The 23,076-nt window shown below is 50.3% G+C and carries 23 protein-coding genes; 12 read left to right on the top strand and 11 right to left on the bottom strand.

The window, feature by feature from the left end:
* From CLV60_RS09205 to CLV60_RS09195, 3 genes are all read left to right on the top strand, one after another.
* Positions 1-765: an ABC transporter ATP-binding protein gene (locus tag CLV60_RS09205; protein ID WP_106595098.1), complete on the top strand. Its 765-nt coding sequence runs from the start codon at positions 1-3 to the stop codon at positions 763-765.
* Positions 766-767: 2 nt separating this feature from the next.
* On the top strand, positions 768-1,781 hold the full coding sequence (locus CLV60_RS09200) for an MlaD family protein (protein WP_106595097.1): 1,014 nt from the start codon (positions 768-770) through the stop codon (positions 1,779-1,781).
* A 104-nt stretch (positions 1,782-1,885) separates the two neighbouring features.
* Positions 1,886-2,254 (top strand): Hpt domain-containing protein, encoded by a 369-nt coding sequence (locus CLV60_RS09195; RefSeq protein ID WP_106595096.1) that lies wholly within the window; start codon positions 1,886-1,888, stop codon positions 2,252-2,254.
* 37 nt (positions 2,255-2,291) lie between these two features.
* Here CLV60_RS09195 and CLV60_RS09190 read toward each other — a convergent pair whose 3' ends face one another.
* On the bottom strand, positions 2,292-3,464 hold the full coding sequence (locus tag CLV60_RS09190) for a glycosyltransferase family 2 protein (RefSeq protein WP_106595095.1): 1,173 nt from the start codon (positions 3,462-3,464) through the stop codon (positions 2,292-2,294).
* Positions 3,465-3,467: 3 nt separating this feature from the next.
* Positions 3,468-4,385, bottom strand: coding sequence for a glycosyltransferase family 2 protein (locus CLV60_RS09185; protein WP_106595094.1), 918 nt, complete (start codon positions 4,383-4,385; stop codon positions 3,468-3,470).
* A gap of 183 nt (positions 4,386-4,568) precedes the next feature.
* Between CLV60_RS09185 and CLV60_RS09180 the strand changes: the two genes are divergently transcribed.
* From CLV60_RS09180 to CLV60_RS09160, 5 genes are read left to right on the top strand one after another with little or no spacing between them, the layout of a single operon-like run.
* Complete coding sequence (locus CLV60_RS09180) at positions 4,569-5,108, top strand: hypothetical protein (RefSeq protein WP_106595093.1); 540 nt, start codon at positions 4,569-4,571, stop codon at positions 5,106-5,108.
* Positions 5,105-6,262: a response regulator gene (locus CLV60_RS09175; protein ID WP_106595092.1), complete on the top strand. Its 1,158-nt coding sequence runs from the start codon at positions 5,105-5,107 to the stop codon at positions 6,260-6,262. The genes CLV60_RS09180 and CLV60_RS09175 overlap by 4 nt, the downstream gene beginning before the upstream one ends.
* A 6-nt stretch (positions 6,263-6,268) precedes the next feature.
* Entirely contained in the window at positions 6,269-6,607 is a 339-nt protein-coding gene (locus CLV60_RS09170; RefSeq protein ID WP_106595091.1) for an STAS domain-containing protein, read from the top strand.
* A gap of 3 nt (positions 6,608-6,610) precedes the next feature.
* A complete protein-coding gene (locus CLV60_RS09165) occupies positions 6,611-7,186 on the top strand; it encodes an ATP-binding protein (protein WP_106595090.1) in 576 nt (191 codons plus the stop codon).
* Positions 7,183-8,301, top strand: a complete 1,119-nt coding sequence (locus CLV60_RS09160) for an acyltransferase family protein (RefSeq protein WP_106595089.1) — start codon at positions 7,183-7,185, stop codon at positions 8,299-8,301. Before CLV60_RS09165 ends, CLV60_RS09160 begins: the two co-directional genes overlap by 4 nt.
* A 67-nt stretch (positions 8,302-8,368) precedes the next feature.
* Here the strand turns inward: CLV60_RS09160 and CLV60_RS09155 are convergent, their stop codons facing one another.
* The 5 genes from CLV60_RS09155 to CLV60_RS09135 form a co-directional block, all read right to left on the bottom strand.
* Complete coding sequence (locus tag CLV60_RS09155; protein ID WP_106595088.1) at positions 8,369-9,583, bottom strand: glycosyltransferase; 1,215 nt, start codon at positions 9,581-9,583, stop codon at positions 8,369-8,371.
* Positions 9,584-9,656: 73 nt separating this feature from the next.
* Positions 9,657-10,466 carry an alpha-1,2-fucosyltransferase gene (locus CLV60_RS09150; protein ID WP_106595087.1) on the bottom strand — a complete coding sequence of 270 codons (810 nt, stop codon included), beginning with the start codon at positions 10,464-10,466 and terminating at the stop codon, positions 9,657-9,659.
* Positions 10,467-10,479: 13 nt separating this feature from the next.
* A complete protein-coding gene (locus tag CLV60_RS09145; RefSeq protein ID WP_106595435.1) occupies positions 10,480-11,820 on the bottom strand; it encodes a flippase in 1,341 nt (446 codons plus the stop codon).
* Positions 11,821-11,825: 5 nt separating this feature from the next.
* Positions 11,826-12,761, bottom strand: a complete 936-nt coding sequence (locus tag CLV60_RS09140) for a hypothetical protein (RefSeq protein ID WP_106595086.1) — start codon at positions 12,759-12,761, stop codon at positions 11,826-11,828.
* A gap of 6 nt (positions 12,762-12,767) precedes the next feature.
* Entirely contained in the window at positions 12,768-14,117 is a 1,350-nt protein-coding gene (locus tag CLV60_RS09135) for a lipopolysaccharide biosynthesis protein (RefSeq protein WP_106595085.1), read from the bottom strand.
* A gap of 157 nt (positions 14,118-14,274) precedes the next feature.
* Between CLV60_RS09135 and CLV60_RS09130 the strand changes: the two genes are divergently transcribed.
* The 4 genes from CLV60_RS09130 (at position 14,275) to CLV60_RS09115 (ending at position 19,370) form a co-directional block, all read left to right on the top strand.
* Complete coding sequence (locus CLV60_RS09130) at positions 14,275-15,141, top strand: glycosyltransferase family 2 protein (RefSeq protein ID WP_106595084.1); 867 nt, start codon at positions 14,275-14,277, stop codon at positions 15,139-15,141.
* 4 nt (positions 15,142-15,145) lie between these two features.
* Entirely contained in the window at positions 15,146-15,922 is a 777-nt protein-coding gene (locus CLV60_RS09125; protein ID WP_106595434.1) for a glycosyltransferase family 2 protein, read from the top strand.
* Positions 15,923-15,931: 9 nt separating this feature from the next.
* Positions 15,932-16,699 (top strand): glycosyltransferase, encoded by a 768-nt coding sequence (locus CLV60_RS09120; protein ID WP_106595083.1) that lies wholly within the window; start codon positions 15,932-15,934, stop codon positions 16,697-16,699.
* Between the two features lie 61 nt (positions 16,700-16,760).
* Positions 16,761-19,370, top strand: a complete 2,610-nt coding sequence (locus tag CLV60_RS09115; RefSeq protein WP_106595082.1) for a response regulator — start codon at positions 16,761-16,763, stop codon at positions 19,368-19,370.
* Here the strand turns inward: CLV60_RS09115 and CLV60_RS09110 are convergent.
* The 4 genes from CLV60_RS09110 to CLV60_RS34220 are packed head-to-tail and all read right to left on the bottom strand — an operon-like array spanning position 19,357 to position 23,070.
* Positions 19,357-20,529 (bottom strand): glycosyltransferase, encoded by a 1,173-nt coding sequence (locus tag CLV60_RS09110; protein ID WP_106595081.1) that lies wholly within the window; start codon positions 20,527-20,529, stop codon positions 19,357-19,359. The genes CLV60_RS09115 and CLV60_RS09110 overlap by 14 nt on opposite strands.
* A 53-nt stretch (positions 20,530-20,582) precedes the next feature.
* Positions 20,583-21,440 carry a beta-1,6-N-acetylglucosaminyltransferase gene (locus CLV60_RS09105; protein WP_106595080.1) on the bottom strand — a complete coding sequence of 286 codons (858 nt, stop codon included), beginning with the start codon at positions 21,438-21,440 and terminating at the stop codon, positions 20,583-20,585.
* Positions 21,437-22,924 carry an O-antigen ligase family protein gene (locus tag CLV60_RS09100; protein ID WP_106595079.1) on the bottom strand — a complete coding sequence of 496 codons (1,488 nt, stop codon included), beginning with the start codon at positions 22,922-22,924 and terminating at the stop codon, positions 21,437-21,439. The genes CLV60_RS09105 and CLV60_RS09100 overlap by 4 nt, the downstream gene beginning before the upstream one ends.
* On the bottom strand, positions 22,924-23,070 hold the full coding sequence (locus tag CLV60_RS34220; RefSeq protein ID WP_170118753.1) for a hypothetical protein: 147 nt from the start codon (positions 23,068-23,070) through the stop codon (positions 22,924-22,926). The genes CLV60_RS09100 and CLV60_RS34220 overlap by 1 nt, the downstream gene beginning before the upstream one ends.
* Positions 23,071-23,076: the final 6 nt, after the last annotated feature.

Raw genomic sequence — 23,076 nt, 5'->3', positions numbered from 1 at the left:
ATGGAAGAAGATTTCAAACCCGGCGAGCCGGTTATCGAGGTACGCGACCTGTACAAGTCATTCGGCGATCTGCACGTATTGCAGGGCGTGAACCTTACTGTTACCAAAGGTGAAAATATGGTGGTACTCGGCCGGTCGGGTACCGGGAAATCGGTACTGATCAAGATTATGGTAGGCTTGCTCAAACAGGACCGCGGCGATTGCATCGTCCTGGGCCAGGAAGTCTCCAAGCTGGAAGGCAACGACCTGCGCGATTTGCGGCTTAAAATCGGATTTTCATTTCAAAACAGCGCATTGTACGACAGTATGACAGTGCGTGAAAACCTCGAATTCCCGCTCGTACGCAACATTCCGAACCTCACGCGTGCCGAAATCGACGAACAGGTAGAATATGTGCTTGATGCAGTAGGCCTGCTGCAAACGATCAACCAGGTGCCGGCAGAGCTTTCAGGCGGCCAGCGCAAGCGGATAGGTATTGCGCGGACGCTCATCCTGAAACCGGAAATCATGCTTTACGACGAGCCGACAGCCGGACTGGACCCGATCACTTGCCTGGAAATCAACGAGCTGATCAACGAAGTGAAAGAAAAATACCAAACGACTTCGATCATCATCACACACGACCTCACCTGCGCACGGGAAACCGGCGACCGCATTGCGATGCTCCTTGACGGCAAGTTTCTGAAAACAGGCACTTTTGAAGAAGTATTTGATACCGACGAAGAGCGGATCAAAAGTTTTTACGACTATAATTTTATTCAGTAATAATGGCAACATCAACCAAACGATCCATTAACGTAGGCCTTTTCGTCATCATCGGCATTCTCATTTTCGTGGTGGGGATACTCACAATCGGAAGTATGAAAAAGGTTTTTTCTTCGGCCATTACCGTCAAATCCATTTTTGATGATGTGAACGGGTTGAAAATCGGCAACAACATCTGGTACTCCGGGGTGAAGATCGGGACGGTGAAAAGCATCCGGTTCCTGGCCAACTCCAAGGTGGAGGTAATGCTGAACATCGAGGAAAAATCGCAGGAATTCGTCCGCAAGAATGCCAAGGCGAAAGTCAGCACCGACGGTCTGATCGGCAACAAAATCATCGTCATTTACGGCGGCACGCAAAAAGTGCCTTCCATTGAAGATGGCGATGAAATAGCGGTCGAGAAAATCGAGAGTACGGAAGAAATGCTGGCCGTACTTTCAGAAAATAACAAGAATTTGCTCGGGATCACCAGCGCATTCAAGACCATCAGCAAGAATATCCTGGCCGGAAAAGGTACTGTGGGGATGTTGCTGAACGACGAGCGCCTTTACAACGACCTGGACCAGACCCTGGGCGCGATGAAAAAAGCGTCGGTCAATGCGCAGGCATTAACCGCCTCACTAGCAGGGTATACCTCCAAACTAAACGAAAAAGGAGGCCTCGCCAATGATTTCGCGACTGACACCGTGATCATGAAAGATCTCCGCGGAACGATTGCCCGACTGAACGAGACCGTGTCGTCGGCCAATGTCATGGTGAACAATCTTAAAACTGCCAGTGCAGACCTTAACTCTAACAAAACCAGCCCGTTGGGCGTATTGCTGCACGACGAAGCTACGGCGGGAAACCTGAAAGAAACGCTGAAAAACCTCGAAAGTACTACCGAAAAACTGGACGAAAACATGACTGCGCTTCGCTCCAATTTCCTTTTCCGCAGGTATTTCCGGAAAAAAGCCCGGGAGGACGCCAAACAGCCGGCCAAAGAAGAGGTAAAAGAGCAGGAGAACCAACAATAATGTGATAGTTTTGCAGAAAGCGGTTATATTGTCGAAGTATTTCTTCGAATAATACCTTACCAATCCCACTAATTGAGCTTCTGCGAAACTTTTAACACAAACCGATGGCCTTACAACTCAACCCCGCCCTGGACCTTGCCTACATCGACCAGGCCTACGGAGAAGATCCTGTAATCCTGTACATGATTTTTGATGCATTTCTGAGCGACTCCGTACCGCGCTGGCAGTCCTTACAGGGCGCACTGGAATCGGGCGACCTTAAAGAATCGGCCAGTATCGTGCATGGATTAAAACCTTCGTTCACCATGACCGGCCTCACGCACGTACGCCCGAAGGTAGAAGTGCTCGAAAAAGCCATCAAGAACGACGATCCGGCCGAGCAACTGATGGAAATGTACCGGAATATTTCAGCGGAAATCGAAGAATTGATCCCTATCCTCGAATCGGAATCCGAACGGCTGAAACAACTGTAAATTAATTGAAAGTATAATCGAGCGCATCGTCCCTGGACTATGCGCTCTTTCTTTTGGCTTTCTCCCAGGCAGCACTTTGGGAGCCTTTAAAATATCGGCGGATACCGGCCATTACGGCGTAATTCATCATGCAAAAGTAATACGGCACAAAAAGCGCCTTCACCTTGATCTTCTGCGTTTCGAGCACCCAACCAGCCAGCGCGAGCCCGTAAAACACCACCTGCCCGGCTAGCAGAATCTGGTAAATCACGCCTCCGGATTGCATCACAATTAATATATTGAGCACCAATGCCAGAATCATCAGGAAGGGTGTCACCGTCCAGCGCAGCACGCGGTGGCTGATATATTGGAATGTCAGTAAGGGATCATGAAACGGGTTCAGCAGTCTCTGCAAACGCAGGATCGATTGCATACCACCCGCAGCGATCCGCACTTTTCGCTTCAATTCTTCCTTGATGTTTTCGGACGAAAGCTCGGAGGCATACGCTTCGGGTTCATAAACGATCCGGTATCCCTGCTCAGCAATGCGCATTGAAATCATAAAATCGTCTACAATCGTATCCGGTTCCACCGAGCGGTACAGCGACCGCCGGACGCTGAACAACTCCCCTGCCGCTCCTACCACTGAATACAGCTCGGAATCCCACTTTTTAAGGGTCGACTCATATTTCCAATAGAAGCCCTCACCCGCTGTCGCGTCCGACAACGCGTCCTGCATTACCCGCTTCTCGCCGGAAACCGCGCCTACTTTTAAATCGGCATAATGTCTCGCTATGAGCAGCAATGCTTCCTTGTTCAGGAAGGTATTGGCATCCGTGAACACAACCACCTCGGAGTTTACCTCGTCCATAGCCCGGTGCATAGCCAGGATTTTGCCGCTGCGCACGGGTGTATGCATGAGCTTGATCTCCGGATATTTGGCCACCAGTTCGGGCGTGCGGTCGGAGGAGCCGTCGGTAACGAAGATGACGCTCAGCTTACCCGCCGGGTACGAGAGCTGCAAAGTATTCGCGATTTTTTCCTCGATAATACTTTCCTCATTATAAGCTGCGATTACCAGCGTAAGTGTCGGGAATTCCTGATCCAGCCCGGGAGCCAGCCGCTTCCCTTTAAATGCCCTTCGAATGAGGACGAGAATGTACAGCACAATGCCGTAACCGAGGAATGTGTAGAAAACAATAAACAGACTGAGCCAGAAAAATATCTTCATAAATCAGCGGGTCAACGGAAAGCCTAAGTTTTTGCTATCGGGATCGTTTTTGAAATGCCAGGTAATAGCGCTCCAAAAAACAGGTATGAAACTGTATTCTTTATTTTTAATGTATTGAATGATGTTCCGCGGAACTACCGCCAGCATGAAATAGCAGCAGAACACGAAGAATCTGAAACCCGGCGCGTTTTTACGGATGAACAAAATGCGGTTACGGTTCATAAAGAACTCTTTCAGGGCTGTCCGCTTACCGACCGATACCGATTCCTTGTGGTAAATCAGCGCGTCCAGGTTCACATGGACTTCGTAACCAGCCCTTTTAATACGTTCGCACCAGTCTAGTTCCTCATAATAAAGGAAATAGTTCTCGGCCATTCCCCCCACTTTTTGCCAGGCTTCACGGCTGATCATCATCGCGGCTCCGTGCGCATAGCCCGTCGGGCCGGATAGAAAATCGTATTGCCCGCGGTCCTGCTCGAACTGCCCGATACAAGCGTTGCGGCAAGTGTAGTAATTCATCGGGGTATAGCCGGTGTATTGCAGCATTCCCGGCTGATCGAAATAATGGATCTTGGGTGAAATCATCCCGATTTTCGGATTGGATTCCATGGTGTCGACCAGCTTGCCGACCAGGTCTGCGGTAACCTCGGTATCATTGTTGATCAGGAAAAGATAATCGCCCGTAGCATGCGCCAGGCCGATGTTATTCCCCCCTGCAAAGCCGGTATTGATGTCCGAACGCACGAACAGGATGCCGGGATACTGCTCCCGCCATGCAGGCACAGGGTTTGCTTTGCTCCCATTGTCGACCACGATGATTTCCAGATCCGGGTAGGTATTGACCTCCGCCAGCGATTTCAACAAATCTTCGGTAACCTTGGGCTGATTGAAATTCACCGTTACGATGGACACTTTTTTCATGCGTAAAACTGGGCCGTCAGGGTTACTGAAAACGAAGGAATATTTTTATTGATTTGTAGAACTATTTCAAATTTAACAATAAAAACATAGCTTTAACCAAAATCCGGGAATGATCGCGGTTTTTTGCAAAAAACATCCAGAATGCGTCCCTGACAGCCTTTCTTACCAACAAACCAACCCAGCGTGCAACTCGACCGTAAGCTTAACAACCAAGAATCCGGCTCAAATCCATCCGGTCCTCAGGGACAGGAAATTGCCCGCCTGGAAAAGAAGGTCGCCGAGCTGATCGATGCGATTGAGCAGGCCGATATTGACGCGCACCTTTCAAAACATTATCAGAAAGAGATCGCGGATGCATTCCACCGCTCGGCAGCCACACAGAAAAAACTGGCGCCGTTCAGGGAGCTCGATCAGGACAATAATCTCTCGCGCGAAGAGCTTCTCGAGGGCCTTGAAAAGCTCCTGGCCGAAAACCAGTTCGATAGCCGGATTAATACGCCCAAGCGGAGCGGGATGGTTCAGAAAGGCGTAATGTTTATTCTCGCAATCCTGCTCATTGTCGTCGGGTTTGCGATGATCATCATGCCCGCGCCGCCCAGCTTCGAGCTTTTCACAGTTTACTATTTCAACATCAATGACGGCGTCACGATTATGGACCTTGTGTCGCTGCTGATTATTTTTGGTGGAGTCCTTTTGTTTGTATTAAACTTCAACAAAAAATGATCAGCTTCGCCGAGCCGCAAACTACCGTCAAAAAGATCCTGCTCGTAGAGGATAACCTGCTTTTCCGCAAGGTTATCGAACATGCCCTTCTGAAAGCGGGATACAACTGTGTGCTCTGTGAATCGGCGACGGAGGCATTGAATATGCTGCTCGTCGAAACGCCGGACCTGATCCTGTCCGACTACGATATGCCCGAAATGAACGGTTTCGATTTCCGGCAGGCCGTATTGCTTAACCCCAATATCAGCGACATCCCGTTTGTGTTCCTGACTTCATTTACCGACAACAAGCTGGTGCTCGAAGGCCTGAATATGTCGGCATTGGACTTCATTAACAAGGAAACGCCGATCCCGGTGATCATCACCAAGCTCAACAACATCATCAAAACCCTTGAAAACGAGCACGTAAGGTCGGTAAGAGAATTGAAGGTGGCTGCTGAAACGCTCAATGTCAAATCTATTCCGACGCATGCTCCGGCGGTGAACGGCTACCGTATTTTTTACTGGCACAAGGGCTACCGGGGCTATCCCGGTGGTGATTTCATCGATTTCGTGCAGGTCGACAGCCGTTTCTGCTTCGCATTCCTGGGGGATATCATGGGTAAGAAATGGAAAGCGTGGTTCTTCACATTCGGCTTTCTGAGCTACATCCGCGCCGCGATCCGCTTCTGCGTGCTCGACCAGGATTTTGAGCTGGTAACCATCGTACAAAAGATCAACAAGCTGATTTACCTCGACGAAAGCTTGCAGAATATCCTGTCGAGCCTTTCGCTGCTCCTGCTCGACACCCACACGGGCGAGGTGCATTACACCGGAGCGGGCGATCTGCCGCTTGTGAGCTACTCGCCCGAAACCGGCAACACTTCGACGATTCAATCAACCGGGCTGCTGCTGGGTTTGCTGGAAGACGGCCTTTACGATAAACAGATAGTGACCATGAAGCCGGGCGATCAGCTGGCCATTTTCACCGACGGTATGATCGATATCCCCTCCAACGGCTCGAAGAAAAGCGATTATCCGTTTTTTGTGGAAAAAATAACCCCGTACCTGGGCAAGCCCGATAGTTTCGGGCTGATCAGGAGCCATGTGCTCGACCTGATCGATGATAGTAACCAAATGGATGATGCGAGCATCATTTTTATAGAAAAACAATAGCCCTTTATGATACTGAAAGTTGAGGAATTAAACCGCGTGGTACAGGCCACGATTTTGCCGGAAGAAGCCAGTCTTTCGAATGCCGAAGCATTCAAGGAGGAAATGATCACGATTATCGGCAATGGTGTACGGCTGGTAATTGTCAGCTTTGAAAATGTGAATTACATCGATAGCTCATTTCTGGGAAGCCTGGTGGTGGCATTGAAATACGCCATGCCGCGTAACGTCGATATTTACCTGGTCTCGCTGAAACCAGATGTTAAGAACCTGCTCACGCTCATTCGGATGGATAAAGTGTTCAGGATATTTAACGATTATGAAGAAGCGCTGGGAACACTTAGCTAGTTTATGAGGGAGGATTCGGATCAGATCACAATCGTTTTCAAAAGTAGCCGGGAGGGCATTCCGGGCACGCTGAACCTGTGCCTGGACCATATCCGGCAAAAAGCGGGCACTTCCCCGCTTCATGACGACCTCATGGCCAAAATCAAATGGGTGATCATGGAGCTGCTCACCAATGCGGTGAAGCATTCGGGCGAACGGGAGTCGGTGCTCAAAATCGGCCTGACCATGGACGCCGTGGTACTCGAAAAAGAAGATTACGGCAAGCCGCTCGTGCTCACCGGCCAGGATAAGAAAAAGATCATGTGGCCGCTCGAAGAAATGGTGCGGCCCGTGGATTTCCCTATTTATCACAACGGCATGGATTCGCTTTGTGTGCGCACCGACGAGTCGGGCCGGGCGATATTCTTCATCGAAGAGCTCGCGGAACTGGAAATGCCCGCATTGCTTTCCGACACGAGCGAGCATTTCGGGTTGCTCATCATGACCAAAGCTTCCGACGAATTCGCCTATGAACACGAGCCCGACACAGGTCTCAACCGGTTTATCAGCACATTCTATTTTACCCAACCACTCCCATGAAACACCGCTTCGAAGTTCTGGACATTTTTCGGGGCCTGTTTGCTTCACTCGTATTCCTGTTCCACCTCGGGCCATTTGCCAATACGCCCATTCTGAATAATCGCTTCGTCGAGAATTCGGACATGTTCGTGGATTTTTTCTTTGTACTCAGCGGGTTCGTGATCGCTTACAGCTACCAGTCGCTGGCCGATTGGGGCCAATTCAGGCTGTTTCTCAAAAAACGTGTTTACCGTATTTATCCGCTGCATTTGGTGATGCTACTGGCATTTGTGGGCATGGAGGTGGCCAAAAACATGCTCAGCCCGTACATTAAGGTCAACAACCTGGTGAACCCTGCGAACAATGTCTACACCTTTTTCACGTCGCTTTTCCTGGTCAACTCCACCCCGGTGCCTGGCGTGAAGGACGTCAGCTGGAATATCCCCAGCTGGTCGATCAGCGCAGAAATGATGGCTTACCTGGTTTTCGGAAGCCTGGTTGTTTACATTCACCGCAGCGGCCAGCTGCGGAGCCGCAACGCCTGGTACGGCCTGATGATCGTCATATCGCTCACCGCGCTCTGGTCGGTGTCCAATAGTTTTCAGATCAATTACAGCTTCGATTACGGCTTTTTAAGGGGTATTCTCGGATTTTTCACCGGCGTGCTTTGCTTCAATCTTTTCAGCAAGACACATACACAGGTACGCGAGTGGTCGCCCGCGTTGTTTTCAGTCGTAGAGATAGTCTCGCTAATTCTGATCGGCCTTAGCATTTACAACGGAGAGGTGATGAAACCCTGGGGAGCCGTTTTTGAGATACTGTTCTTCATCTGCATTTACACATTCGCCTTTGAAAAAGGTATTATTTCAAAAGCATTCAAAAGTGTGAAGCTGCTGCACAAGCTCGGGCAATACTCCTACTCGATCTACATGACGCACGCATTGCTGATCAGCCTGTTCAACGTATTATTCATCCGGATACTTAAATTCCCGCCGGAAGCGTATTCCTACCTGTTCATTTTCAACTTCGTGTTGATATACTTCGTCTCTGCGTGGACTTACAAGCACATTGAAATGCGGTTTCAGTATAAATCGACGGCTGACCGCCGACCACTGACCGCCGACCGCCGACAATAGACCATGGATCATTGCGGGTTTATGCTTTAATGCAGTCGGCCGTCGGTGGTCGGCCGTCAGCAGTCATTCAAGGCTGAATCACCTGCACAAGATGGTAGTGAATGATATCCGCAATGGCGTCGACGCGGTTTTCCCAGGTATTTTCAGCAGCGATTGTCACGCGCGTTTTGCGTTGGTCCGCATTGTCGGTTTGTAATGCAGTATTAATCGCATTCGAGAAGCCTTCGGCATTGTCACAAAATGTTACCGCGCCTTTGGTAAACTCTTTTAAATCCGGATTGAAGTCGATGGCCACCACAGGCTTGCCTGCGCCCATGTATTCGAAAAGCTTCAACGGGAAGATGCTGCTGCTGACCTCGTCCTTTTTGAACGGAATCAGTGCTACATCGAAGCCCTTAATCACGGCCGGCATATTGTCGTAATCGATCGATCCGGGAAAATGCACGTTTTCGGCCGTAAAGAACCAATCCGGCACGAATTCCCTGGAAACCGGGCCAACGAATACGAAGCTTTTATCGGGGTTAGCCAAAATGACTTTTTGCAGCAAATCATAATCCATCCGGCGCTCGATTGCGCCGAGGTAACCGATTACCGGTTTTTTCAATGCAGCAATGGCCGGATAGACGGGCAAATCCGGGTTCAATGCCTTGCTGCTATGGCCCAGGTCCGCGGCATTGGCCACAAAGTAGCTGTACGGGTTCTGTTTTTTCTTTTCCTCATACAACTGCTTGCTGCTGCAAATCACCACATCGCTCTGCTTCACCAGAATGTCCTCGGAAACCACGCCGTGACGGCGGTTGAACGGCAGCACCATCGGATCGAGGCAGTGATATACTTTCAGCCTCGGTGTAAGGCCGTCGGTGAGCGTAGGATAGTGAAAGTTGAATGAGTTGATAAAAATATAATCCCTGATCTTGTACGCTTTGAGAATGCTTTTCAGCTTGCGGCGGATCAGGAATTCGTTGAATTTCAATGCGGCACGAAACAAGCCATTTTCCGGAAGGAAGTTCACCGACAACAATATCGGGGGAATGATCACTTTCAGATTGGGAATATCAGTCTCGATCAGCGAATGCCCGGTGAGCGAGAAATGCTCCTTCCTGAGCTGGTATTCGGGCGTTTTACGCAGCCTGAAAAAGTCCCTCAGCGTAAATGGATTCTCGATATAATACACCTGATTTTCCCGCGCGAGCAGCTTCGCCGTCGTGTAATTGGTGGATTCAATAGGTGAGTCAAATCGGGGTAAGCCAAAAATTATGATCTGATGTCCTTTCAGTTTCATTAGCAAAGCGTATTCGATAGATTTACATCAGATCGCCCGCCCGAAGCCGGGCGCAGTCGTAATTTAGAAATTTTTACAATACATCCCGCCATTCAAAGCGGTCGGTCATGATGCCTTTGGGGTGTTCGCGGCCAATTCGGAAGCCAAACCAGTTTTTTGGGGCGATCACGTAATTTTTTTTCGGACACATATAGGCCGCCCACCAGGCAAAAGTACTGTTGGAAATAATGGCGATATCGGCGTGCATGATCAGCTGGAAATCGATGATCTCCGAATTAGAGACAAAGAAAAAGTTAGCGCGCGAAGGAAATGCGGTTTTGACAAAATCCATATCGTCGCTCACAAAATAGACCTTGTATTCATCCAGGTTTTCGATCGAATTGAGCTGCTTTTGGAAATACTCCACAGGCAGCGAAATATCGCGTTTGCCGTAAGACAAATAATCGGTGCGGCGGATATGCACCACCACCGTTTTCTCATGCCTGAAAACCTGGCCGTACCTTTCATCAAAAGCCTGCTCAAATTCCGGTTTCAGCTTTGGTAACGTACCGGCGGGCAAGTGTTTGATGTAAAAATCGGACTGGAAATAGCCGTAATACATCTGTCCGCTTTTCGGTGTAAATTCCTTTGGGCTGAAAAAATTATGAACGTGCACCGCCTTGAACCCCATTAGCTTCGGAATGACGCGCGTAAAACCCGAATACAGCTTCGAGCCTAGTGTCAGGTTATGGTAGCTGCCCAGATCGAAATACTTGCTCAGGTAAGCGTGGTGCGGGTTCGGGAAGAAATAGGTCAAACGCGGGTTCCTGGTTTTCAGGTACAACAGGAAGTAGTACTGAAACAACTGGTTGCCAAGCCGGCCGGAAAAGTAAACACCTACCATAATGTGCTGGTTTTTAAGACTTAGCCTTCAACATCGGTCGCAAATACCTGTCAAGGAACTCAGGATAGAATTTGTACATGTACACGAACGTGTTCAATACATTCACGCCGATCTCCTTCTTCAAAATGACCTGTGCTACTGCAAAACCGACGATATTGGAGCATAATGTCGCGTAGGCGGCACCTACTACACCCCACTGGCGGATGAAAAAGTAATTCAGGCAAAGGTTCAGACTTGCTGTACCTATCACCACAAAAAACGTAACCCGGGTCTTGCCGATCGAGTCGAGTATCGTTCCAAACTGCCTTCCAAATGGGATCAGCAGACAGTAGAGCAAGGTTATTTGCAGCAATGGGATCGAATCGGCATACTTTTCACCGGCGATCAGCGTAATTACAATGCCGGAGAACAGGTAAAGAAAAATTACTACCGGCACCACCAATGCCAAAGTGGTTCCTACCGATTTTTCATACAAATACTTGATAGCTCCCTTGCCCTCCGACTCCATTCGCTTGGCGCTCTGCGGGAACACGATCGTCGCTACGGCATTGCCCGGAATGTCGATCAGGTTGGTAATGCGGACGGCGATATTGAATGCCCCGGAAGCCGCGGGCGAAAGCATTGCCCCCAGCATCATCTGGTCGATGGTACCCGAAAGCAGCGAGCTGATTAATGTACCAAAAGCATATTTACCATAGCCAAACAACTTGCCCATCCACTCCCGGCTCACGTGCGCGGATAATGCCAGGTGTGTACGCGCATGGCTGTATGCGATGAGCATGCCCGCAAGCGCGCTCGCAATCTGCACCCATACAAGGAAAACCAGCTCGACCGAAAAGCTGAAAACGTAGCAAACCAGTACGAATGTGAAAAATACGCCCTGCCGGATGATGGTCGTCACGAAGATTCCGTTGAAGCGTAGGTTCGCCTGCTCGATACCGTTAAACTGCGCCTGCAAACCGGAAAGCAGGTAGATACCAATGTACCAGTACATCATTTCCACCAGTTGCGGCGCGTCCCAGAGCCGGCTCAGCCAGGGCGAAAAGATGAGTATGGCGGCAATGCACACGACCTGCACAATGCCGTTGATCGCAAAAGAGGCCGTGATAATGGCCGGGTGTTCTTTGGAATCCGACGATGAGATGTATTTGATCAGCGCATTCTGCAAGAGGCCGCTGCGGATGGCTTCCAGGATGGTGGTCGTGGAAATGAACAGCGTCCAAACCCCGAAATCGTGCTTGGTAAGCAGCCGCACCAGCAAATAAAAGCCCGCGAAGCCGAAGAACACGCCCGAGAAGTTCTGGACGATATTGATAAACCCCGATTTGAGCCAGTAATCCTTTTTTCCCTCCATAACCATCAGAAATGCGCCTCGACGTACTGTTTTACCTCGTCGTCGGTTTTGGCATGCAAGATTTTCGCCCCCGAGAACTGCGGGTAGAGCTTATGGAAGCATTTGAAATAATGCTCCGGCCCTTTTTTCGACAAAATCAGGTTGGTACCGCCGAAATAGCTTGCCAGCGTTGCGGTGCCCCCGTGAATTGATATAAAATGACTGGCGTTGGCGTATACCATCAGCTGCAAATGGTTGAAATTATTAGCCCCGGCCTTATTCTCTCTGAACAGATTCTCCATTAAAATCACGTCCGGATGCTCGGCGGCGAGCCAGCTGAACTCGTCCATATCGTAAATGTCGGAGTTGTCCATCGTAATATGCTGCGGGCGTGGCCGGTTGTAAATGACGGTGTATTTGCTTTTCAGCTTTTCCAGGATGAATGCGAGCATTTCGACGCTGTAAAAACTCACCGGCGGCCCGTCCCATTCCATATTGTAGCGGTTGGCAATGATCAGGATCGGCTTTTCGTAGACATACACGTCGTTGCGGTAAGTCTCTTTCAATGGCACGGGGATCCATTTCGACATATCGTAATCCTGACTATACAGAATCCGCGGCATTTCGAAATTATAGTTCCCTTCGTTGGAGCGGGTATCGAACTGCTCCCGGTGATCGGGAGAGAAAAAATAAAGCTCTTTGGTGTATTTCGAAGAAACGGTACTTTCCAGCGTGCCGTTTTTGTAATGCCAATAAGCAAATGGCAGCACAAATTGCAGCTCCGGGGCGAACTCGCCGCTGAATGCCAGCTTCTTGTATTTTTTCCGGCTTACGTAATCCTTCCAGATGTATTTCCACTGCTGCACCTGGCAACGGAGCGTGTCGCGGTAAAAATACCGGTGCTCCCACGGCAGTTTCCCGTACCGCAGCAGTACTACCAGACTGAGTATTTTATTCAGCATATTCCTTTATTGTGCCTTGTGAACCATCAGCTTCCCCCACCAAACCCTGACCAGGTTGACCGCCTCGGCATAACCCGTCGTAAATACGCTGAGAATGCTGAAAGGCTGAAAACGGTTGAGCCCCCAGTACCCGATTCCCACACCGATGAGCGTCGGTACGACGCCGGCAATCGCCACGCCGTAGATACTGCCGGTAAGGTAAATGCCGCTCACGGAAGCGATAACGCTACCCGCAAGCATGATCAGGACTTTGATGAAATTGATTTTGGGCTGATGGATAACGTCGAGTGTCAATGCAAAAAAGCGGTCGAGCGGGTACAGCAGCGCGAACGTCATATACAGGCGCATGATATTGGCAGCTTCTGAGTTAATGTATTTCTCCCCTCCTATAATATGAATGGCCACATCGGCCAGGATCACCGCGCCGATACAGGCTGGCAGCAGCGCCATGGTAATCAGGCCCGCATAACGCTTCATGGTGTCGATCACCTTCGGCCGGTTGCCCTCATTGTAGGCAGCCGACAGCTCGGGCATACCCGTAGCGGCAAAGCTGCGCAGCGGTATTTCAATGATCTCCATCAGCCGCTGCCCCAGATTGAACACCGCCAATGCGGCCGGGCCGAGCATGAAGTTGATAATCATGGTATTGGAGGTCCCGAAAAGATTGGAACTTAATGTAGTACCTACCGAAAATTTACCAAAATGGAAAATTTCCTTAATGCATTCGCTGGTACGGTCCTTGAAATTGGCCAGCCTGGCCCAACCCATCACGATCGTAAAAATGCTCGTGAGTGCGGCGCCGCCCAAATAGGCATAGATGATATTTTGCAGATTGGCGGTTTTCGTGAATGCCATCACCATCACAAAAATGATGAAAAACCCCTGGCTCAGGAAACGGATACACAATAGCTGATCGAATCGCTGCTCGGCCTGCACCACGCAGGATGCGATGAAATACGGCAGCGAAGCAATGTAAATAATGCCGAACCATTCGACGAACAGCACGACCGAAGGATTCTTAAACCAATCCGAAAACAGGAACGCGGGAATGTTGATCAGCGCCAGGATACCGGTGATCGCGCCACCAATGAACCAAGCCGAGCCCACCACCTCGCGCTTCCGCGCTTCGCCGGCGCCCGCGTAGAATTTGATGAATGCGGTGGTCAGGAAACCCGACCGAAATGTGTCGACCAGGAGCAATATCGACAAAAAGAACACCCACATCCCGATGCTCGCCACAGGCAACGCACGGTACAGGATGATCATGTTGAGCATCCCCAACACCGACATAATGCCGTTTCCGGCCAACGAAAGAAAATGTTTGTTCCTTAGTTTCTGTAAAAGCTGAAAGGCCATCCGGACGTAAGCAAGATTGGAACCAGACGCAATATGCGAAGTAATTTTACAATATTTTTGCGCAAAGCAGGAATAATGTTTTAACTTTCCTCCCAACTGCCCGCCGCATGGGCCAGCTTGATTGTGAAGATGTACAAAACCTACTGATTGCCAGAATATGAGCTTATTGAGCTTACCTAAATGGATTTTACCGCACCTTTTTACAAACAAGCGCTTCGCAGACCTTACCGAAGGCGAAATTCAGGCCTTGCGGGAACGGATCAGCCGGTTCAAGGATGAGAGCCCGGAAGTTTCGGTGGTAATTCCTGCCTGGAACGAGGAGAACAACATTTACCGGACATTGTCGTCGCTTTCGGCGAGCAACACACGGTATAAGGTCGAGATCATCGTCGTCAACAACAACTCCACCGACGGCACTCAGAAGGTGCTCGACACGCTGGGCGTGCGGAATTACCTGCAAACCGTCCAGGGCACCCCTTTTGCGCGTCAAATGGGCCTCGACCATGCCCGCGGAAAATTCCACCTCTGCGCCGATTCGGACACCTTCTATCCGCCCGACTGGATCGACCTCATGGTCGAACCCATGGCAAAAAATGCGGATATCACGGGGGTGTACGGCAATTATGCATTCATACCACCTGCCGGGCAGGGACGGACAGGACTTTGGCTTTACGAAAAGTTCGCCGGGCTGATGATTCAGATCCGGAAGAAGAACCGGGAATATCTGAATGTCTATGGCTTCAACATGGGCTTTGTGACCGAGGTAGGCCGCAGAACAGGCGGATTCAAAGTGAGCGGCTCACGGGTCTATGCCAATATCGTGGGAAGTGACTTCCAAAACGAAGCCGAAGACGGCCGCATGGCCCTGAACCTGAAAAAAGAAGGCGATCTCAAACAGGTTACCAGTTCCAAAGCGACGGTTTTCACCTCGCCACGCCGGTTGCTCGACGACGGGAGCATTTCCAAAGCATTCTTCAATCGGGCCAAGCGACAACTGCAAGGCATGCGCGACTATCTCTCGTAATATGATGCAGCACCATTTCCCCGATACAACTTTACTGATCACCCATTACAACCGCAGCGGCTCGCTCGAACGGCTCCTGGCAACATTCGAGTCCCTGGGCTGCCAGTTTGCCGATATTGTGGTTTCCGACGACGGCAGCAAGCCCGAACACCTCGAACAGGTGCAGGCGCTCACAGGCCGCTTCCGTTTCCGGCTCATTACTACGCCCAAAAACCGCGGGCTTGGCAACAATATCAACAAAGGGCAGGATGCGGTGCAATCGGAGTATACCTTATATGTACAGGAGGATTTCCAGCCTTCCGACATCTTCCCGGAGCATTTCCAGGACGCGCTCACGTTCATGCGCGAAGATTCCAAATGGGATATTGTACGGTTCTATGCCTATTTTGCCTACCCTACCCTGAAACCTTTCAAGAAGGGTTATTCGGAAATGGTGTACCGGTTCTGGGATATGAACCATTTGAAATTCTACTATTACAGCGATCACCCGCATTTGCGCAGGAGCACGTTCCTGCAAAAGTTCGGCCGCTATCCCGAAGGCATTAAAGGCGACCTCACGGAATATAAAATGGCCGTCAGCTTTTTACAGAAAAAGGGGAAAGGGTTGTTTTACAATGACTTCACCCAATTATTTTACCAAAAAAACTCCTCCGACGAGCCCAGTACCATGGAGCGCGCCAACTGGAAACTGAGCGAGAACCCCTTGGTGAAGCTGGCCCGGTTAGGCTACCTGCGCTATCGCTGGATGAAAAACACGCTGGACCTGGTTTTCATGAAATAGACTGCCCACATGAACAAGGAATACTTCTTCGGGGAGGTGACACTGCTCATCACCCATTACAACCGGAGCCAGTCGCTGGAACAGTTGCTTCTTTCATTTGAAGCGCTAGGCTGCCGGTTCGGCGATATTGTCGTGTCCGACGACGGCAGCAAGCCCGAGCACGTCGACTACCTGCTTCAATTGCAGAAAAAGCACGAGTTCAGGCTCATTACCACACCTCAGAACCGGGGGCTGGGCAATAATATCAACAAAGGCCAGGATGCGGTGCAGACGCCGCTGACCTTGTACGTGCAGGAAGATTTCACACCGGCCGCCATTTTCCCGGAAAGCTTTACCCATGCGCTGGCCATTATGCGCGAAAAGCCGGAAAACGATGTGGTGCGGTTCTACGCCTATTTTGAATATCCCTATTTGAAAAACCCGCGTAACGGGTACTACGAAATGGATTTCAAAGTGTGGAAGCCCGGCTACCGCAAGTTTTACGCATACAGCGATCACCCGCACCTGCGCAGGAGCAATTTTTTTGAGAAGTTCGGAAGATATATTGAAGGCCGGAAAGGCGACTTCACCGAGTACAGTATGATGATGTCTTTCCTAAAAAATCATGGTAAGGCCTATTTTTACAAGGATTATACAGGACTGTTTGTACAGAAAAACTCCGAATCTGAACCCAGTACCATGTCGAGGGAAAACTGGCGGCAGACCGACCGGTTCCCGATAAAACAAATCCGGGACCTTTACCGGCACTTGAAATTTAATTTTGATTATCTGACCTGAATATAATCTCGGTTTATTCCGATCTTGGTGCCACAAAACCCAACGTTCCCACTCCTGAGATATGCCGACCCGTATAACAAATGACTCATTCAGATGGTATTACGCGAGCATTTACCTTGGACTGGCGCTGATCTTCGGTTCCCAGTATTTTACCTATAAAAATGTCCGCGACCTGTCGCTGAACAACGAGCGGCTGAACGTGACGATCGGTGTGCTGAACCAGACGGCCAATTTCGGGCTCGTCACGAAGGATTTTCAGTCGAACATGCGCGGGTATCTGATTACGCAGAACAACGACCTGCTGACCGACAACTACAACAAAAAGATCCAGCTGGTTGGCATTACCGACACGCTCTTCAACCTTGTGAAGGACGACGATGTCCAGACCAAGCGCGTCAAAGAGTTACTCGAAATTTCCAGCCAGATCGTGCTCTATTCGCAGAATGTGATCAGCATTTACCGTACCCAGGGTACCGAGCAGGCTTTTACCAAAATACAGGAGGGAGAAGGAATCCGTCTGAATAACCTGCTGACGCGAAAGATCAACGAGATCGAGGATTACGAGAACCACAACATGGACCAGCGGCGCAAGCTGGTTTCCGATACCCAGCAGAACTCTATCCTTTTCATTTTGCTGACGGGCGCCGTCGGGTTTGTACTTACAATCCTTTCCATCGTGTTTCTGAACCTCGACAAACGGAAGCAACGCCAGTTCCAGAAGGAAATCAAAGAACGGGAGCGTACAATGAGCCAGTACCTGGAAGCCATTCCGGACGGGGTGATGGTTATTAATAACGAAAGGAAAATCGAGCTTTTGAACGAATCGGGGCGGGAAATCCTGGGTGTAGCCGGCGAGCGGCCCGAAACGCTCGAAGAGCAGGTTACCCGCATTAAACTGCTCGATCCTACCCGGTACCACGTCCGGTTCTCAGCCGATACGCTGCCGGTTGCACGCGCATTACAAGGCGAAAAACTCGCCGGAAACAAAATTGACCTCGTCAAGAACGATAAAATATACCACCTGGAAACCAGCGTGCAGCCCGTGATCGGTCTCGACGGGCAGATCAAAAGCGCCATTACGGTTTTCAGGGATATTACAGAACGCGCCAACTATGAGGCGACGCTTGAAAAAGCGCGGATCCTGGCCGAGAAGTCGGTGCGTGTGAAGGACATATTCCTCTCGAATGTGAGCCACGAGATCCGCACGCCGCTGAATGCCATCATCGGGTTTACGAACCTGCTTCTGGGCGAGGTTACGGATCAGAAAAGCCTCGAATATGTAGGTTATATTCAATATGCGGGCAAAAACCTGCTGGAACTGATCAACGATATCCTCGATTTCTCCAAGATCGAAGCCGGGCAGATTCATCTCGAAAAAACACCCGTATCGATCCACGAACTGGTCGACTCGATTTCGGCGATTATGCACCACCGCGCCGTGGAGAAGAACATTGCGTACGAAGCCGTACTGGAAGACGGCTTGCCGGACTTCATTGAGACCGATAAACTAAGACTTACCCAGATATTACTGAACGTTTGCGGCAATGCAGTCAAATTTACTGAGCGCGGCAGCGTGAAGCTCCACGTTGAGCCGATTGGTGAGCCGGTGAACGAGATCCAGAATATCCGTTTCCGCGTGGCAGACACCGGCGTAGGGATCCCGAAAGATAAACTCAAAGAAGTTTTCAACCGGTTCGTTCAGGCGACGGAAAGTACTACCAGGGTATTTGGCGGAACCGGGCTGGGACTGAGCATTGTAAAGTCGCTGGTACAACTTTTTGAGGGAACCCTCAACCTCGAAAGCGATTTGGGCAAGGGCACTGTCTTCACGATGGATTTTCCATTCAGGATCGTCAAAGAAGCCGAGCTGGAAGAGGAGTTGGAAAAAGAAATCGACGTTGCTGCATCGGTAAGTTCTCTGCAAATTCTGGCGGCGGAAGATAATTCGCTTAACCAGAAACTCCTGAAAGCCATTTTCGAACGCCTGAATATCCCACTGACGGTCGTAAACAATGGCCAGGAAGCGCTCGACAAACTGCGGGAGGAAACGTTCGATATGGTTTTAATGGATATCCAAATGCCGGTCATGGACGGCTACACGGCCATCAAGGAGATCCGCCGGACCATTTCCACCACCATTCCGATCATCACCATGACGGCGCACGCGATGGTCGGAGAGAAAGAAGAATGCCTCAGTATCGGCGCCAACAGCTATATTTCGAAACCATTTAAGGAAAGTGAACTTTTATATACCATTGCACATCTTGGAAACAAAGAACATTACGAAGCACCACAACCCCAAAATTTTACTCAGCAACCTCCGCAAACTAAAATGACAGACTCCATATTAAACCTCGACTATCTCGCCGAAATCACAGGAGGCGATCACGAACTACGCGACGAGTTGATCGCGCTGTTTGACAAAGACAGCCAGGTGCAGCTTAAAAACATCGCCGAAGCATCGCTAGCCAACGATCTGGAACGACTTCGCCAGGCGATTCACAAGTTCCGTTCCTCATTATTCTCTGTCGGGCTACTCAATACGGCCAACCAGTACAAGGAGCTTGAAGCAACGCTCAAACAAGGAAAATGGACCAGCGATCTGAATCAGAAGCTGATCGATTTGAAGGCAGAAGCGGAAACGGGTTTGGTACAGCTTAAACAGCTTTAATGGCGTTGTAGATTTCGCCCACGCTGTTTTCCCAGGTATGCGAGCTGGCAAAAGTACGGCGCGCCTCGGTGCGCGCTTCCGAATTTTCAGTCAGCGCACGGTCGATCAGCCTCACGTAATCTTCCTTTCCTTTTCCAAGGTACACATGATCCGCGAATACGCTCATGGCATCGGTAGCAGTTGCGACCACCGGCTTGCCAACCGCGAGGTATTCGTCGATTTTGCGGGGATAATTACCGATTGTTACTTCGTTGAGCAGCTGCGGATTCACGCACACGTCGAACGCATTGATATAGGCCGGCAGATCGGCAATGTTGCGCGAGCCGGTAAAGGTTACATTCGGCAGGTTGTGCAGGCTGCTTTGTAAAAACTCGTTGTCCTCCGGCCCCACCAGCACGATATTCCAGTCGGGGCGCTGCTGCGCGATGTATTCGAGCAGCTCCATATCCAGCCGGATGCTTTGCAGCGCTCCCACATACCCGATACGTGGATGTGCGATCGCGCGTATGTCCGCGGGCTCGACAGCCTGATTTCCCGCCATAAAAATGTCGAGGTCGCAACCCTGCCCTACGTAAAATGAACGCGGATTATATTTGGCGCAGTAACTGGCCAGGTAAGTCGAGTTCGCTACGCAAAGGTCGCTTTTAGCGATCAGCTGCGGTTCCAGCCGCGCGCCGTGTTTGCGCCAGTAATCCACCGCCAGCATATAATCGCGGGAGTAGTAAACAGACAGGCGCGGTTTGAGCAGATCTTTCAGGAAAAAGCTGCGGAACATATCATTGTCATTGAAATGAATATAGTCCGTAAAGCCGAGCCGCTTCGCAGCACGGGCAATCGATCCGGCGAAGAGCTGGTTATTCCTCTTGTTTAAAATATCAAACAGCATTTCCGGCAGCCAGTTGATCGACTCGATCATTTTGTCGGGGTAGAGCACCCACAGGTTCTGCTGCACCTCTTCGAGGCCGTCGGCTTTGCCATGCACCACTTTTTTGCGTTTCCCGATTTTAGGATCCTCGGCATTTTTGAGCAGGCTGATGCGGTCGAGCGGGGAATTGACGTACAATACCCTGTGATTCTTGCTGAATTCCAAGGCAATGTTCTTGCAGTTACTCCCGATTTCTACATCCCAGGCCTGTTGTCCTGTAATGACAATATCCATATTGCGGTAGGTAATGCGTGGGAGCTGACGCCCCCACCCTCGTTGAGATTCGGTTACTTATAGTGATGATCCTGAATTTTCCTGTCGACCTCCCCGAGCACCTCCGGAAACCGCGCGAGATCGAATTTACGGGCAAACAGTTTTCCCGATGCCCACATACGTTCCAGATCCTCTTCCGCGAGCACTTTCGGGCTCGCCTGGCCTTTCGACCAGTCAATATACCTCAAATTATCGTTCACGAGTGAAGATCGGAATGGGGAATTATACAAAATAGTTTGAAATATAATCTCATCAGGAGCCCAGGTCAGCTTGAAAAACTTCGTAACCATTGGATGACCATCCAGATACTCCAATACGTAACGCACCGCATCGAGCGTCAGGCTCATCCATTGTGAACGTCCCACCGGTTCGAGCCCCTCGGGCATACTGCGTGTCGGAAGCAGCCTGTTCATCCATTTCTGCACCAGGTATTTCCCCGGAAAGTTGTAATCGGTCAGGTGATATTCAGTTAATCTGGGAATTGCTTCCGTCCATTCGTTCCGGACCGAATAGTATTCCATGAAATTCTTTCCGGTATTCCTGGCAAAAAAATCATGGATATCAGACGGCGACTGTAACGGATAATCGGCCCCGCTGAGCAGGTTTAGATAGTCGAAATCAATACCCGAATTGACAATCGTCCGGAACCCTCGAAGCGTCGCTTCGACGATGCTGTATGCCCCCCAGCCCACGTCTACGCGATCGGGAATGAGCATTACCCGCTCACGTCCTTTCAAAAAGGAAAATGCCTCGATATCCGCCTTCCTGTCCAGATGCACAAAGAACCAGGCATCCCGGTATTCGAGTGCGCTGATGAGCTTCGACAGCTGAGCCGGTGCCGCGTGGGCGAGTATCAGGTGAGCGATTTTCATACGGTACGGTTCGCTTTCTGCTCCCGCTCGTCGATCATGCGGGTAATGTTAATAATCGCCGCTGCCAGGTAGAAATAAATATTGGAAGGAAACTGCACCAGCGCTTCCTGCGGGTAATTGCCGACATTATAAGCAAAAACCACCAGGAGCATCGCCAGGCAATAGGTTTTCAGCTCCGGATTTCTGATCAGGAAATAGTTATTGATACCTTCTCTTAAAATAAAGAACATCAGCAAGCAGAACAGAAACAGACCTACCCAGCCCAGCTCCACGGCAATACGGACGTACCCGCTGTCCGGCGGAAAGTTGGCCAGGTACGATTGCGGAGCGAACCGCTGCCCCCACGCTCCCGTGGCACCCAGCCCGCCCCCGATCGGGTGCGTGAGAATATAAGGTTGAATGCGTTTCTGATTGTTTTTACGGGCCTGGAATGAAATATCGTCGTTCGGTTTGAACGCGGTCTGGAACCGGACAATGTTGGAATTGGTAGTGGGTACAAAAATCAGGAAAACGAAAAACAGCCCCGCAATACCCGAAAAAATCAGTACCTGCCGGTTGATCCGCAAAATTATGAACAGCACCATCGCAGCCGGTATAAGCACGTATGCGCCCCTGGTGCCCGAGAAAAGCATGGACGAGAAAAACAGCGCGATCATCACGGCCAGCACTACTTTCTGCCAGGTTTTCTTCACGAACGTAAGCAATGCGATACAGATAATACTGGCCACCACCATATTGTACGAGAATGCGACAGGGTCGGAGAAGATGGAGAACTTACGCCAGTGACCGGCGATGAAAAGCAGATCGGCCACGCCTTCCGAATCGAGCCAGGCCTGCTCCGCGCCGGAGAAGCCGATGTACTCCTGTTTGTAGGCATACAATGCGGCAAACAGCGCAAGTCCGAGCCAGAGTTTAAGCAAAAACCGCAGGAACTGTATGGTGCGGATCTGGTACATGAACACGAAGTAGGTCAGCATCATGATGGCCACTGCACGAATGGTGTACACCCAGGCCAATCGCGACTCGGCCGACGGGTTAGCGACCTGGATCAGGTTGTAAACGATCCAGATCAGGATCATTACACTAATCGGCCCTTTGAAAACCTTCCAGTTGGGCCTGCGTTTCTGGTGAATGAAGAAACCGAGGATCAACAGCCCCTGAATACCGTCCATGACCGTTCCCAGCGGGAAATTCACACCCAGCCGCCCTACAAAAAACAGCAGATAGGCCAGCAGCAGCAGCACAGTAATGCCAAATTCGGGAAACGCCACAATGGCATACACGGCAGGCGGGCCAAACATAAGTGCCAAAATGCCTACGCCGGCTATAATGCCCTGGTAAGCGATCAGCGCCCCGAATGCGACCGAGATTAATAGTAAAATGACCAAACCCGTGAGTTTGCGATCAAAGAGCGCGCGCAGTCTTTCCACGCGGCTCAACCCCTCGCTGCTTTTCCCGGGAATATGAATCTGAATGTCCTCCACTAAAAAAACAGGATTTTAAAAAACCAGATAAACACGCTCACCAATGCAAGCAACAATGCTGCCTGGCGTATTTTTTGCTGCATGGGCGTGAGCTCGTTGAAGCCCCGTTTCCGCTCGCTGACCTTTTTATCCGGATAAATTTTCATAGTAGC

The sequence above is a fragment of the Dyadobacter jiangsuensis genome (assembly GCF_003014695.1).
In the GTDB taxonomy this organism is placed as follows: domain Bacteria; phylum Bacteroidota; class Bacteroidia; order Cytophagales; family Spirosomataceae; genus Dyadobacter; species Dyadobacter jiangsuensis.
The sequence above is the reverse complement of the archived record's forward strand: the minus strand, read 5'-3'. Positions and strand labels throughout refer to the sequence as shown.